Source organism: Acetivibrio saccincola, from assembly GCF_002844395.1.
Lineage (GTDB): Bacteria > Bacillota > Clostridia > Acetivibrionales > Acetivibrionaceae > Herbivorax > Herbivorax saccincola.
In genome coordinates this window covers 2,297,641-2,311,204 of the sequence record NZ_CP025197.1, presented here as the reverse complement: position 1 = coordinate 2,311,204, position 13,564 = coordinate 2,297,641, and the positions used below count along the sequence as shown (strand labels likewise).

Annotated in this window: 15 protein-coding genes; 12 read left to right on the top strand and 3 right to left on the bottom strand. The window is 33.1% G+C overall.

The window, feature by feature from the left end:
* Positions 1-14: 14 nt before the first annotated feature.
* Positions 15-614: a hypothetical protein gene (locus tag HVS_RS10410; RefSeq protein ID WP_101302051.1), complete on the bottom strand. Its 600-nt coding sequence runs from the start codon at positions 612-614 to the stop codon at positions 15-17.
* A gap of 294 nt (positions 615-908) precedes the next feature.
* Here HVS_RS10410 and HVS_RS10405 point away from each other — a divergent pair, with 294 nt between their 5' ends.
* The 9 genes from HVS_RS10405 to HVS_RS10365 all read left to right on the top strand — a co-directional run bounded on the left by HVS_RS10405 (position 909) and on the right by HVS_RS10365 (position 8,994).
* Positions 909-1,133 carry a FeoA family protein gene (locus HVS_RS10405; RefSeq protein ID WP_101302048.1) on the top strand — a complete coding sequence of 75 codons (225 nt, stop codon included), beginning with the start codon at positions 909-911 and terminating at the stop codon, positions 1,131-1,133.
* A gap of 139 nt (positions 1,134-1,272) precedes the next feature.
* The gene (locus HVS_RS10400; protein ID WP_101302046.1) at positions 1,273-3,039 is read left to right on the top strand and encodes a ferrous iron transporter B; all 1,767 of its coding nucleotides are present in this window, start codon (positions 1,273-1,275) and stop codon (positions 3,037-3,039) included.
* A 35-nt stretch (positions 3,040-3,074) separates the two neighbouring features.
* Positions 3,075-3,719 (top strand): nicotianamine synthase family protein, encoded by a 645-nt coding sequence (locus HVS_RS10395; protein WP_101302043.1) that lies wholly within the window; start codon positions 3,075-3,077, stop codon positions 3,717-3,719.
* Positions 3,649-4,629, top strand: a complete 981-nt coding sequence (locus HVS_RS10390; RefSeq protein WP_157943017.1) for a lysylphosphatidylglycerol synthase transmembrane domain-containing protein — start codon at positions 3,649-3,651, stop codon at positions 4,627-4,629. Before HVS_RS10395 ends, HVS_RS10390 begins: the two co-directional genes overlap by 71 nt.
* A 120-nt stretch (positions 4,630-4,749) precedes the next feature.
* Positions 4,750-5,535 (top strand): energy-coupling factor ABC transporter permease, encoded by a 786-nt coding sequence (locus tag HVS_RS10385; protein WP_101302038.1) that lies wholly within the window; start codon positions 4,750-4,752, stop codon positions 5,533-5,535.
* Between the two features lie 53 nt (positions 5,536-5,588).
* Positions 5,589-6,296, top strand: coding sequence for an energy-coupling factor transporter transmembrane component T family protein (locus tag HVS_RS10380; RefSeq protein ID WP_101302036.1), 708 nt, complete (start codon positions 5,589-5,591; stop codon positions 6,294-6,296).
* On the top strand, positions 6,293-7,132 hold the full coding sequence (locus HVS_RS10375; protein WP_101302034.1) for an energy-coupling factor ABC transporter ATP-binding protein: 840 nt from the start codon (positions 6,293-6,295) through the stop codon (positions 7,130-7,132). Before HVS_RS10380 ends, HVS_RS10375 begins: the two co-directional genes overlap by 4 nt.
* Positions 7,133-7,473: 341 nt before the next feature.
* Positions 7,474-7,836 carry a YccF domain-containing protein gene (locus HVS_RS10370; RefSeq protein WP_101302032.1) on the top strand — a complete coding sequence of 121 codons (363 nt, stop codon included), beginning with the start codon at positions 7,474-7,476 and terminating at the stop codon, positions 7,834-7,836.
* A gap of 84 nt (positions 7,837-7,920) precedes the next feature.
* Positions 7,921-8,994, top strand: coding sequence for a PRK06851 family protein (locus HVS_RS10365; protein WP_101302030.1), 1,074 nt, complete (start codon positions 7,921-7,923; stop codon positions 8,992-8,994).
* A 72-nt stretch (positions 8,995-9,066) separates the two neighbouring features.
* On the opposite strand, the gene HVS_RS10360 is transcribed toward HVS_RS10365, so the two are convergent.
* Positions 9,067-9,810, bottom strand: coding sequence for a type 1 glutamine amidotransferase (locus HVS_RS10360; protein ID WP_101302028.1), 744 nt, complete (start codon positions 9,808-9,810; stop codon positions 9,067-9,069).
* Position 9,811: 1 nt separating this feature from the next.
* The gene (locus HVS_RS10355) at positions 9,812-11,194 is read right to left on the bottom strand and encodes a Mur ligase family protein (protein ID WP_101302026.1); all 1,383 of its coding nucleotides are present in this window, start codon (positions 11,192-11,194) and stop codon (positions 9,812-9,814) included.
* Between the two features lie 147 nt (positions 11,195-11,341).
* Between HVS_RS10355 and murA the strand changes: the two genes are divergently transcribed.
* From murA to HVS_RS10340, 3 genes are read left to right on the top strand one after another with little or no spacing between them, the layout of a single operon-like run.
* On the top strand, positions 11,342-12,295 hold the full coding sequence (murA, locus tag HVS_RS10350) for a UDP-N-acetylglucosamine 1-carboxyvinyltransferase (RefSeq protein WP_101302024.1): 954 nt from the start codon (positions 11,342-11,344) through the stop codon (positions 12,293-12,295).
* A 10-nt stretch (positions 12,296-12,305) separates the two neighbouring features.
* On the top strand, positions 12,306-13,139 hold the full coding sequence (locus HVS_RS10345; RefSeq protein ID WP_101302022.1) for a cell division protein FtsQ/DivIB: 834 nt from the start codon (positions 12,306-12,308) through the stop codon (positions 13,137-13,139).
* A 45-nt stretch (positions 13,140-13,184) separates the two neighbouring features.
* On the top strand, positions 13,185-13,547 hold the full coding sequence (locus HVS_RS10340; RefSeq protein ID WP_101302020.1) for a small basic family protein: 363 nt from the start codon (positions 13,185-13,187) through the stop codon (positions 13,545-13,547).
* The last annotated feature ends 17 nt before the right edge of the window (positions 13,548-13,564 follow it).

The window sequence follows — 13,564 nt, the reverse complement described above, 5'->3', positions numbered from 1 at the left end:
ACTTACCCCTCTTTCTATTCTGCCAGAATATAAGGACTGTTTATAAATTCATTTACATTTCTTGTATCAAGAATTTTAGTACGTGTTCCAAAAAATTCTGTTTGATAAATTAACTTTAAAGAAATACTTTTTATAAGATCTTTGATTTCCTCTTCTTCTAAACCCCCTACATAAATATAAACATCACAAGGGATAAGTGAATTTCCAAGCCGGTTTACCGACTGAACCATAATACATGAAGCTGAATAAGAGTATAAAAACCTGTCTTTATATTTATCATCAATTTCATATACCATGGAATCAACCTGTACAATATCAAATATGCTTTTGTTTTTTGCCTTTACGTTATAAAATACTTTAACATAATCATTCTTATCATTTGATGGAAGTACTTCTGAATCTGTAAGATATTGTGTATCATTACTGGGGGAATTTTTATACTCTTCAGAATAATGATAATTTATACTATTAAACTCTATATCATCAACGACATACCAATTAGCAGAATTAAGGGAAAAGCTAACCGGTGATAAAAATTGAGTATAAACCAGTATTATTAATGCTATCAAAATAAAAATACTTATTATAACAATTTTGTTTTTAAATACTTGCATATGACCCGCCCTTACAATTTAACAAAATTCTTTAGTCAAACAGGTAAATAGTAACATAATGTTTATTATAAATACATTTACCAACAATACTATAAATACATTTAATACCATACCATTTAATAACTTAAAAATCAATACTTATTTTTGTTTTTTATTCAGAATATGCAAAGTGAAAAATCATATAAAAACTTTGATAATGTATTGACAATCTACAAGTTATAGAGTAAAATATAATTAAAGTTGACATTGAGAATCGTTTTCAATAAGAAAAGAGAGAATAAAGGAGATGGAGAAATGAATACAGTAGTGCTATGCGATATTAAAGAGCCAACTAAATGTGTTATAAAAAAACTACCTGAAATCGGATTATTAAAATCAATGGGTTTTAGAGAAGGGACGGTAATAACTTCAATGACAAGACAGCCTTTTGGAGGTCCTGTAGTGGTAAGACTTGGCAAAAGAAATGTTGCCCTTTCAAGGGATATAGCAAAAAAAATTGAAGTTAAATATGTAAGCTAAGAAATATCATTTAAAATATTTAATTTTCTTTATTTTGTATTCTTGGGATTAATATATTTTAAAGAGATAAAAGCCTTTCGTATTTTTAAAATATGAAAGGATAATTTATTGCTTTAAACAGGTGAGGCGGTGAAATTATATGAGTTGTCATTCAGAAAAAAAATCAAATGCAGCTTTTGATAATGAGTTAAAAGTATTGCTTATGGGGAATCCCAATGTGGGGAAAAGTGTTATATTTTCAAAACTTACAGGAATGAATGTTATAGCATCGAACTATACAGGAACTACCGTCAGTTTTACAAAAGGTGAAATAAATATTAACGGCAGGAAAGCAACTTTAATTGACGTTCCTGGGGTTTATTCATTAAAATCCACTTCTAAAGCTGAAGAAGTGGCGGTAAGTATCCTTGAAAATGAAAATGCAGATGCAATTATCTGTGTTATAGATGCAACAAATTTAGAAAGAAATTTATACCTTGCATTAGAGTTAAAGGAGAAAAATATCCCAATGGTTTTTGCCGTTAACTTAAGTGATGTTGCTGCAAACCAGGGCATAGAAATAGATATTGAGGCTTTAGAAGAGGAACTTGCTGCCCCTGTTATCCCTACTATAGCTATAAGAAATAAGGGGCTTAGGGAGATATTAAATAAAGTATCAGAAGCTATTTACTCCAATAAAAAAACAGATGAAGAAAGAGAAAAGCTTACTGAAGATGAGCTGTGGAAAAGGTCCGAGGATATAGCTAAAAAGGTACAAAAAATAAGAGAGTCTGACCCTACTTTTTTAGAAAAAATGGGAGATCTTATGCTAAAGCCTTTTCCGGGAATACCCATTGCATTTTTGGTTATAGCACTAATGTTAGGTGTAGTAGTTGGAGGGGGAAAAGCCTTAAGAGGCGGGATACTTCTTCCAATTATAAATAATTTATATGCCCCCTTTGTGAAATCTTTAGTTTCAAAATTTGTCTCTGAAGGAATATTGTACAATATTCTGGTAGGTGAATTCGGGGTATTGATAAAAGGTATAGAGTGGCCGTTTGCCCTTGTACTTCCTTACGTATTTTTGTTTTATGTTGCTCTTTCTTTCTTAGAGGACAGCGGCTACTTGCCAAGGTTAGGGGTACTCGTGGATGGTATTTTAAAAAGAATAGGGCTAAATGGTGGAAATATCATCCCGATAATTATGGGATATGGATGTGCAGTGCCGGCTATTTTAGGGAGCAGGGCTGCAACAACTAAAAAAGAAAGAATCATAATAGCTTCTATTGTTTCCCTTTCAGTCCCATGTGTTGCACAGACAGGTGCATTTATATCTCTTTTAGGTGAGCAGTCTGTTTTGGCTTTAATAGCTGTGTATTTAATTTCATTCTTTGCCATGTTTGTAAGCGGGGTTATTGCTAAAAAACTAATTCCGGGAAAATCCGACCCTATACTTTTGGAAATACCAAACCTTTTAATGCCGGATATTAAGGCACTGTTAAAGAAAATATCCATCAGGACAAAACATTTTATGATTGAAGCTGAAATACCTATGGTGATAGCAATAGTTTTTGCGGCTTTGGTAGTTGAAACAGGTGTTTTAAATGCAGCAGCAGGTTTCATTGAACCATTTGTGGGAGGATGGCTGGGTTTACCAAAGGAAGCTACTTTAGGACTGATTTTGGGAGTTTTAAGAAGGGAATTTGCAGTTTTGCCATTACTTGAACTAAATCTTTCTACCATACAGCTTTTGGTAGCATCAGTTGTAGCGCTTTTTTACCTCCCGTGTCTGTCTGTTTTTGCTGTATTAATAAAGGAGTTTGGTGTTAAAACCGCCCTTATAATAAGCAGTTTTACATTTGTTACAGCCCTTGTTGTTGGCGGATTGATTAATCAGATTTCAAATATAATAAGTTTATTATTGTAAGTTTGTTATTATGAATTTACGGAGTGGAGTAGAAAATGAAATTAATACCCTTTATGACTAAAGAACTGGAAAAGATATTTTCAAAAAGCACTGTATTAATGAAATTATACAGCGCTTATTATAAAAAAATTGTAAAAAAAGAAGTGGAGCTGGCAGGGATTGATAACAATGATTCAGTACTTTTTATAGGTGGGGGGTCAATTCCGTGTACAGCCTTGCAAATGGCTTCTATGACAGGGGCAAGGGTGATGATAATTGATGTGGACCCTGTTGCAGTTGAGGGGGCAAATAAAATTATTTCAAAACTTAATCTTTCCCATCGTGTTAAAGCCCGGCTGATATCCGGACAGAAAATAAATGCCGGTGATTTTTCGGTAATTCATATTGCCCGTCAGGCAATGCCCCATGATGAGATAATGGAAAACATTACAAACAAACTTTCAGATGATACCAGGATACTTTTAAGAAGCAATTTGTTTTGCTTTGAAAAGCTGAGAAAAATCCATGTTGATAACTGTAAATATATATATATACAGCAAATTAAACAGGGATTCTTGGGATTAAAATCTACTTTTATGTTTACCATTAAGAAAGACAGGAGAAGTGAAAGTGAAAGTAAAAAGGTTAATTCTTATACTGATAGCTTTAATCCTGATTTTGCCGGTACTCTGGTCAGCTGATTATAAACTTATGTTTGATAATATTACCAAAATAAGCTTAAGAGCACTGAGTGTTATTTGCTTTCTTCAGCTTTTCACAATACTTTTAATTAATTTACAGTGGATACACTTAGCTAAAGCGTCAGGATTAAAAATCAAATTTAAAGATATTTTCCATGTAAATATGTACGGTACCATAGCAGAATCAATAACCCCGTCTGTTAAAGCAGGCGGGGAGTTTTTAAAAGCGTACATTTTAAAGGATAAATTTAATGTACCTTATAGCAAAGGCTCTGCTTTAATTGTTTTACAAAAAACAATAAGTATGATTGTTTTTCTGTTTATGAACATTTTGGCAACTATTTTATTTTTATATTATGTAAGCCATAAAGAGAACCATTTTAAAATATTAATTTTATCCTTGCTTTTTCTTTTTCTATTGATTTTTTTGTTGGTATTTTCAATAATAAATCCAAAGATAATGGTTGGTATAGCTTCTAAAATACCTTTTATAAGAAAAAAACATATTAATAAGCTGGATGGCGGACTTACAACTTTTAAAAATACAATAAAAAAGGCTTTTAAGCAAAAGAGGGTTCTTTTTTATCAATTGGTACTGTCATTAATTATATGGAACTTGTTTCCTTTAAAAGCTTATCTGGTTTGTGTTTATTTATCAATTGATATAAGCTATATTCCCATTTTGGCCATAACTTATTTAACATACATGATAGGGATGGTACCCCTTTTGCCGGGAGGACTTGGAAGCTTTGAAGCATCTGCGGTTTTGTTTTTATCTTCTATGGGTGTTGCAGCTTATGAATCTTTGGCTTTTGCCCTTATTTTCAGGTTTGTAACTTTCTGGTTTGTATTTTTAGCAAGCGGTATTTATGTACTGCTGTACAAAATATCAGGTGCATTATCCCGTTGAATTTTTTCTTTACAGGTTGAGAAGAAATTGTTATTATTATTTGTAAAAGGGTTAGAATCTATATAAAACATATTTATTTTAGCTTGTTTTTAATAAACTAATTAAAGGAGAAAGCAAAATATGAGTCACATTCACATATCAGACGGAGTAATCTCTGCCTTTTGGGGATTGGGAGGTTACTTAATTGTTGGACTTATTATATTTCTTATTTTACGAAAAGTTGAGAAAACAGATTTAAAGAAAAAAATTCCTATGACAGGAGTGGTTGCAGCTTTAATGATTGTAGGAATGTCGGTACCCCTTGGTCCTCTGCCCGTTCATTTGAGCTTAGCTGTTTTGTCGGCTATTATAGCAGGACCGGCACTTGGGTTTATTGCAATATTTGTAGTAAACTTTTTACTTGCTTTTTTTGGGCATGGAGGTATGACAATTGTTGGTCTTAATACAATTATAATAGGTGCTGAAGCTTTTGTGGGAAGTATGCTGTTTAGACTTTTGTCCAAAAAATTGACTCCTTTTAAAAGTGCAAGTATTGCCACTGCAATTGGAGTAATTGTATCTATGACCATGATGATTGGCCTTATAGGCATTACTACCGGAGGGTATGAGGTTTTTTTACATAAGTTTTTAGATCACCATCATGAAGTGGAACACTCTAATGAAGGGGTGCACCAAAAACATGAGGACGGCCACTTGCAGCAGCAACATGGCGGAGAGTATAATGAAGAGGGGCATGATGTAAAAGATGTGAAATTTTTGTTTTTTTCAGGATGGACTGCTATTGTAATAATTTTATTATTGGGAATTTTTACAGAATCAATGGGAACAGGATTAATAGTAAAATTCTTTAATAAGATAAGACCTGATATAACAGGTGAATCAAATACGGCAGTGACTGATAAATAATTATATATAAAAAGGGTTGTTTAAGATAAATAAACTTACAGAGGTATTTTAAAATGCATCATTTAGCAGAAATAGACAATATATCAATTACAGGAAATAGTGTGATTCATAATTTAAAAGCTGTCAGCAAAATGATTTTTGCTCTTTTTATTTTAATATCTATTGTGGTTTCTGACAGCATAGTCCACATAGGGGGGATTATGCTTATTCTTATTGGAATATTGGTATTTTCGAGAATACCTCTTAAAACTGTGGGGGTTTTAGTATTATATCCGGCTTTTTTCAGTCTGGTTTTTGCATTGATAATGATGCAGCAGTCCTTTGAGCATGGTCTGATTGTAATATTTAAGGCAGTGGGGGCGGCACTTAATATGATATTGCTTATAACAACCACATCTTATGTGGATATATTTAGGGTTTTATCTCTTTTTCTACCCAAACTTTTAGTGGATATATTTCTTTTTACATACAGAGCCTTGTTTATATTTATTGATCAAATAGAGAATTTAATTAAAAGTATGAGACTTAGAGGCGGCTACAGGGCTTTTAATATTTTTGCGAATTTAAAAAATGTAGCAGGTGCTATAGGTGTTATGGTTATACATTCAATAGATATGAGCAACCGCATGTATCAGATTTTTTCCTTAAGGGGATACAGCGGCGGGATTATAAACTGGCATGAAGATAAAAAATTCAAACTTTTAGATTTTTTGTATGTACTAATATCTATAATTATTCTAGCGGGAGTGATTGTTTTTTGAATCCTATTGTAAAGGTAAATTGTTTAAAACACTTTTATCCGGATAAAACGGAAGTTCATCTATGCGGCTTGGAGTTTTTGGTAAACCCGGGGGAGAGAGTGGTTATATTAGGTCCTAACGGGGCAGGGAAAACTACTCTTATTTCTCATATTCTTGGCTTACTAAAGGCGGTGGACGGGGAAGTTGAAGTTTTAGGAATGGATCCTTATAAAAATTTTGAGAAGGTTAGAAAGTACATAGGTGTGGTGTTTCAAAATGTGGATGAGCAGATTATAGGGCCTACGGTATATGATGATATAGCTTTTACAATGAGAAATGACAAGGTGGATAAAAATGAAATTGATAAAAGAGTAAGGGAGATAGCTGCTTTATTAAAAATAGAAGATATCTTAAATAAAATTCCCCATTATTTAAGCGGCGGGCAGAAGAAAAAAGTGGCACTGGCAGGTGCCATTGCAAACAAACCTAAAATACTGGTAATGGATGAGCCTTTTAATTCTTTGGATGTTAGTTCAAAAAGTGATATTCTGTTCCTTTTAAACAAAATAAATAAGGAGTTTGGAATAACACTTATTATAACCACCCATGATTTAGATATTGTACCGGAAATAGCAGATAAAATTTACTTAATAAGTGACGGCAAAATAATAAGCGGGGAGGGACCAAGGGAGCTTTTTAGCAATGTTGGAATTTTTGAAGATGTTGGACTTGAGCCCCCTATTTTGTCAAAACTTTTTCACAGCTTAAGAGAAGAAGGGATAAATGTGAAAATACCTGTAAACATAAAAGAGGCAAAGGAACAATTGCTAAGTGTTATAAATTATAAAAAGGTATAGATTATAAAAAGCAATAGCGGTTTTGGTGTCATTATATCAAGGTAAAAAAAGGTAATGAAAGGATAAAAAAAAGACCGTGGCATTCCAAAAAAAATGAGAGGGGAGAATGCACGGTTTTGGGGAGTAATTAGGGGAGTAAATATGTAAATATTAAATTGTTTTTTCATTGTCAGTATACATATCGATAAAAATAAAAAAAAACTTTAGTCTTTTTTAAAAAAATTTTTAAATAATAAAAACTTTTGTTTTGTTATTTGTTACTCATTCAACATAAACTGTAATTGGAACAAATTTAATGAATAATAATGTTTATTACATATTTTTAATGTGAGGTGAAAAAAATGGGATGTCTGGGTAATATTATATGGCTTATATTTGGAGGTTTGGTAGCGGCATTAGTGTGGATGCTGGCAGGGCTGATTATGTGTATAACAATTATTGGTATTCCTTTTGGAATTCAATGCTTTAAAATTGCTTCCTTTGTGCTATGGCCCTTTGGAAAAGAAATAGAAGCCGGTAATTTTGGAATAGGCGGGCTTTTTTTGAACATTATTTGGATAATTTTTTTTGGCTGGGAAATTACATTAATACATCTTCTTATTGGTATAGTATTATGCGTTACAATTATAGGAATACCTTTTGGGATTCAGCATTTTAAACTTGCTAAACTGGGATTTATACCATTTGGTGCTAATATTAAGTGATATATAAAAGTATTCTTATAAATCACATAATCCAGGCATATGCATATTTTATAGTATACTTAATGTTTTTTGGAGGGGTTTATTATGGCAAAAGGCAAAATAAGGCGTATGTTTCCTGGAGGCAATACATCCTATGGTTTTTTTAGCTATTATGACTACATACTACCTCAAGACGAGGCGGAAAGGATATTTTGTATTAAAGGCGGACCAGGAGTTGGAAAATCAACTTTTATGAAAAAAATAGGGGAACAGTTTCTCGATATGGGATATGACGTGGAGTTTATGCACTGTTCAAGTGACAGTGACAGTATAGACGGGGTTGTTATACCTGCAAAAAAAACGGCGCTTTTAGATGGTACAGTGCCACATGTAGTGGATCCTAAAAATCCCGGAGTAGTGGATGAAATTATTCATTTAGGTGACTTTTGGGATGAAGATGGAATAAGGAAAAATAAAGACAAAATAATAAAAGGCAACATGGAAGTTAAAGAAAATTTTAAAAGGGCATACAGGTATATAAAAGCTGCATATTTAATTTATGATGACAGCAGTGAAATGGTAAGAAAATATACTGATATTTCTAAAATCAATAAGATAAGTCAGGAATTTATAAACATTATATTTAATGACATAGAAATATCAGATAGGGTGGGGAGAGAAAGAAAACTTTTTGCAAGCGCTATCACTCCAAAGGGACTTGTGAATTATCTTTCTACAGTATTAGATACAGATAAAATTTATTGTGTCAGCGGAAAGCCAGGTACAGGGACGGAGGTATTCCTTGAAAAAATAAAAACAGCCGCAACAGAAAGAGGATTTGATGTAGAATCTTTTTACTGCGCACTGGATCCTTTTAAACTTGAACATTTAATAATAAGGGAGCTAAATATTTCATTTACAACATCAAATGAATACCATTTTGCAGATGTTGAATTTGAAGAATGTATTGATTTTGATGAATTTACTAATAAGTCTTTCATAAATGAACTGGTACTTGAAGAAAACAAGCAGAATTTTGGTTTTTTGTTGGGGACAGGAATTAAAAATATTGTAAGGGCAAAAAGCATACATGATGATATAGAAGCTTATTATGCACCAAATATGGATTTTGAAGCTGTTAAACTGTGTATGGAATCCACCATGGCAAAAATTACATAAAACTAAAAGGGCAGTTTAACATAATTATAGGCAGGGTTCAATTTATTCCCTGCCTGTACTTTAGTTTTAAAATTAAATGATTTTTTTTAGTACTGCGTTGTGGGCTTTTATCTCAAAACCGTCATTTAGAACCTGGAGGGATACAAAATCTTTATATTTTTGTTTTAGTGCAGTACTTATTAAATGGTCGGTAAGTGAAGGGTTTTTAGGTAGCAGACTTCCATGGGAATATGAGCAGTATACATTTTTATAAACTGCCCCTTCAAAGCCGTCTTCACCATTGTTGCCATGTCCTTTTATGACTTTTCCCAAAGGCTTTACATTTTCGCCAAGATAGGTTTTTCCTGAATGGTTTTCAAAACCGGCTATTTTTCCATCATAGATTTCATTTATCAAAAAATCACATTGAAAAACATAGTTTCCCACCAGCCTTTCTTCCCCTTCTATTGTCCAAAAATCCAATGCCCCTAATAGTTCTGTTTCTCTTTTGTCCTGTGTAACAATATATTTCCCCAAAAACTGGTACCCCCCGCAAATTGCCAGGAATACTTTATCATTATTTATTGCGTTTTTAATTTCATTTCCCTTTTCCTTTATTAAATCATCCAATACAATTTTTTGCTCATAATTTTCCCCGCCGCCTAAAAATATTATGTCATATTCACAAGACTCAAATGCATCACCTAAGGATACATTTGAGATATTTACCTGTATCCCCCTCCAAATACAGCGCTTTTCTAAAGCTATTACATTCCCGCGGTCGCCATAATGATTTAAAATATCAGGGTAAAGGTGACAGATATTTAAATTATACATGTTACTTCCAAAACTCCTTTAATTTAAATTTTTTCTTTAAAAAACCCCTTATATCCAATAATGCAGTATAAGTGGGGAGTATGTAAAAACTATTTCCCTTTTCTGTATTTGAAAGCCCCTTATTAATAAGCTCTTCATAGTCTTTTATAATTTCTATTTTATCACTGTAAATTCCTGCATATTTTAATCTCAGCGCCATGTCTTCAGCCCTGCTTCCGGAAGCATAAAAGCATGAAATATCATCCTGAATCTTTGAAAACTCTTCAAAATCCACATCCCAAAGCCAGGAAACATCTATCCCGTCCCCCGGTTTGTCATTTACTAAAAAGGCTATCTGGTTCTTTTTTGGCTCAGCTAAAAGAAAATTAATTACCTGGTTAAATCCTGCAGGATTTTTTACAAGAATTAATTTTATAGCTTTACCGTCAGTTTTAATTGTTTCCATCCTGCCAAAAGTACTTTCAAAGCTTTTAAGGGAATTTATAATGCTTTCAGGTGTAACCTCCAGGATATGTGCTAAGGAGATTGCTGCAAGGGCGTTGTATACATTATAAAGACCAGGCAGGTTAATTTTGGTCTTGTAATTTTCTTCACCTATTGAAAACTCCATTTCTGTGTATGAACTGTTTAATTCATCAATTTTTAAACAGGTTACATGGGAAGAGGGACGGCTGTAGCCGCAGGAGGTACATGTAAATGTACCTAAATGCCCATAGATCCTGTTTTTGTACTCATATTTACCCATACAATAAATACAAAAAACCACATCAGAAGTTAAAGGATTATCTATGCCTTCATATGCATTTTCATCAAACCCGTAGTAAAATATTTCACCCTTATGCTTTTGAGCCAATGAAACACAAAGAGGGTCATCGGCGTTTAAAATAAGCTTTGCCTCCGGTGATTTTTCTATCCCTGATTTTACATTATTTAAAATTGTATCTAGCTTGCCAAAGCGGTCTAACTGGTCTTTAAAAAAGTTTGTCACCACTAAAATATCCGGTTTTATGTCATTGGTTATTACATTAAAGGCTGCTTCATCAACTTCAATTAGTGCAGTTTTGCATTTACTTTTTCCTTTTAAATTTACAGAGTCAATTAATGTGGTTATTATCCCGCTTACAAGGTTTGCACCTGATTTATTTGTAATATGGTCTATTTTATTTTTATCCATTATTTTACTAATAATGCCTGTTGTAGTGGTTTTTCCATTTGTTCCTGTAACCATTATTATTTTAAGGTATTTTGAAATATGTTTAATTATGCCCGGATAAATTTTTTGAGCAACTTTACCAGGTAAAGTAGTACCACCCCGGTTTAAAATCCGCAGTGAAAAAATTAATAATTTGGTAACCGCTATAGCAAAAGTAAGTCTAAGATTCATTTACATCCCTGCTTTTAGTAAAATTTTTATCTTTAAAGATTATAACACAAACATTTTAATTGTGAACAAGTATTTTTATAGGGAAGTATTTCCCTATAAAAATATTTGATACCTATTTTGTGAAGTGATAAAATATAAAAATAGATATTGAGTGTTTGTGCCGGTAAACTTACCTATACAGGTGGGTGCGAAATAGGTCCAAGGCCTATAGACATGCATATTAAAGCTTTAAGACAAATGGGAGTTAAAGTGCATGATGCGCATCATGGTTTTTTGTACTGTGAAGCTGATAAACTCAGAGGCTGTGATATACAATTAGATTTCCCCAGTGTGGGGGCTACAGAAAACATAATGTTAGCAGCTGTATTTTCAGAAGGTGAGACGGTGATACGTCAGGCAGCAAAGGAACCTGAAATAGTTGACCTTCAAAACTTTTTAATTAAAATGGGAGTTAAAGTTTCAGGAGCAGGAACAAGTGTAATAAGAATTACCGGAAGTAAAAAGAAACTTAATAATGTGGAGCACAGTGTGATACCTGACAGGATTGTAGCAGGTACATATTTGGTAGCAGCGGGAATTACAGGAGGGGATTTAACTTTAAAAAACATTGTGGCAGAGCATATATCTTCTATTGTATCCTACTTAAGGGAAGCAGGCTGTTGCATTGATTTAAAAAGAGATTCATTACATATTTATGGACCAGCAAGACCTAGGTCCATAGATGTGATAAGAACCCTGCCCTATCCGGGTTTTCCTACAGATATGCAGTCCCAGTTTGTATCCCTTTTATCAATTGCAAAAGGAACCAGCATTGTTGTGGAAACTATTTTTGACAACAGATACAAACATGTGGAAGAACTTCTTAGAATGGGAGCGGATATAAAATTAGAAGGTCGGCTTGCGGTGATAAAAGGAGTGGAAAAACTTACCGGGGCAAATGTGTGTGCCAGGGACCTGAGGGGAGGAGCTGCACTGGTTTTAGCCGGTCTTGCAGCTGAAGGGACAACGGTGATAAGTGGTATAAAACACATAGACAGAGGCTATGAAGATATAGAACTGAAGCTTTCTAATGCAGGTGCTTTGATAGAAAGAAAAGATTGAGGGAATACAAATGAAAAGAGAAGAGATTTACACCAAAAAAAAGAAACAAAAGAATAGAAGAATTATTAAAAGACTTTTTATCATTATACTTCTGGCTGCATTGTTGGTTGGTGTTGCCCTGTCGCCACTATTTTATATAAATAGCATTGAAGTTTATGGCAATAAGCATTATAATAGCATTGAAATAATTAATGCATCAAATGTAGTATATGGGGCCAATTGGTTCAGAGAGCTGGTGAAAACCTCTGATATCAAAGGTTTGTTTACATTCAGGTCAACAAAATCAGAGGAAAGCATATTGGACAGATGTTCCTATGTAAAGGATGTTGCAGTACGTATGTTTTATCCAGGCAGGGTAAAGATAACAATTACAGAGAGGGAGCCGGCTGCTGTCGTACCCTATATTAACACAAGTCTTGTAATTGATAATGAAGGATTTGTTGTCGATGCAGGAGATGAAAAACATTGGGAAAACCTACCCATTATCGAAGGCTTGGATGTAAATGGATATAGCTTGGGTAAAATGATTAGTGCAGATAATATAAAAGGTATAGATGCTTTTAATAAAATTTTTGATGTAATAAATTTTACACAAAGAAAAAGCAGTGGCGAAAGTTTTACCAATAAATTAGATGAATATATATGTGAAGTTGATGTTTCGGATCTAGATAATGTATTAATTCTTCTTGACTGGAGGGTAAAAGTTAATTTAGGAGCATATAATCAATTGGATGAATATAAAATTATGCTTTTAAAGGAAATATTTTTTAATAATATTGACGAAAATGAAAAGGGATATTTGGACTTGACAACAGGAGAAAACCCTACTTTTATACCTGAATAAGTTAAGGTGAAAAATAAAAAAATACAATAGAAAAGGGGAAAAATAATGATTCCGCTACTAGGTTTAATAATTGGAATTATATTGGGGATTTTTATTCCTTTTGATATTCCTCCCCAGTATTCAAGCTATGTGGCTATAGCTATACTTGCTGCATTAGACTCGGTTTTTGGAGGGGTTTATTCAAGCCTTAGAGGGACATTTAAAATGAAAATATTTCTTTCGGGTTTTTTTGGAAATGCTTTGCTTGCAGCAGGCTTAGCTTATATTGGGGATAAATTAGGCATACAATTATATTTGGCAGCAGTTTTTGCTTTTGGAAACAGATTGTTTTTGAATTTTGCGGGAATCCGTAGATTTCTATTGAACAAAGACAGAAAAAAAGATAATATAGAAAGTGGTAGTGTTTAAAGATTTTTTATGGAATA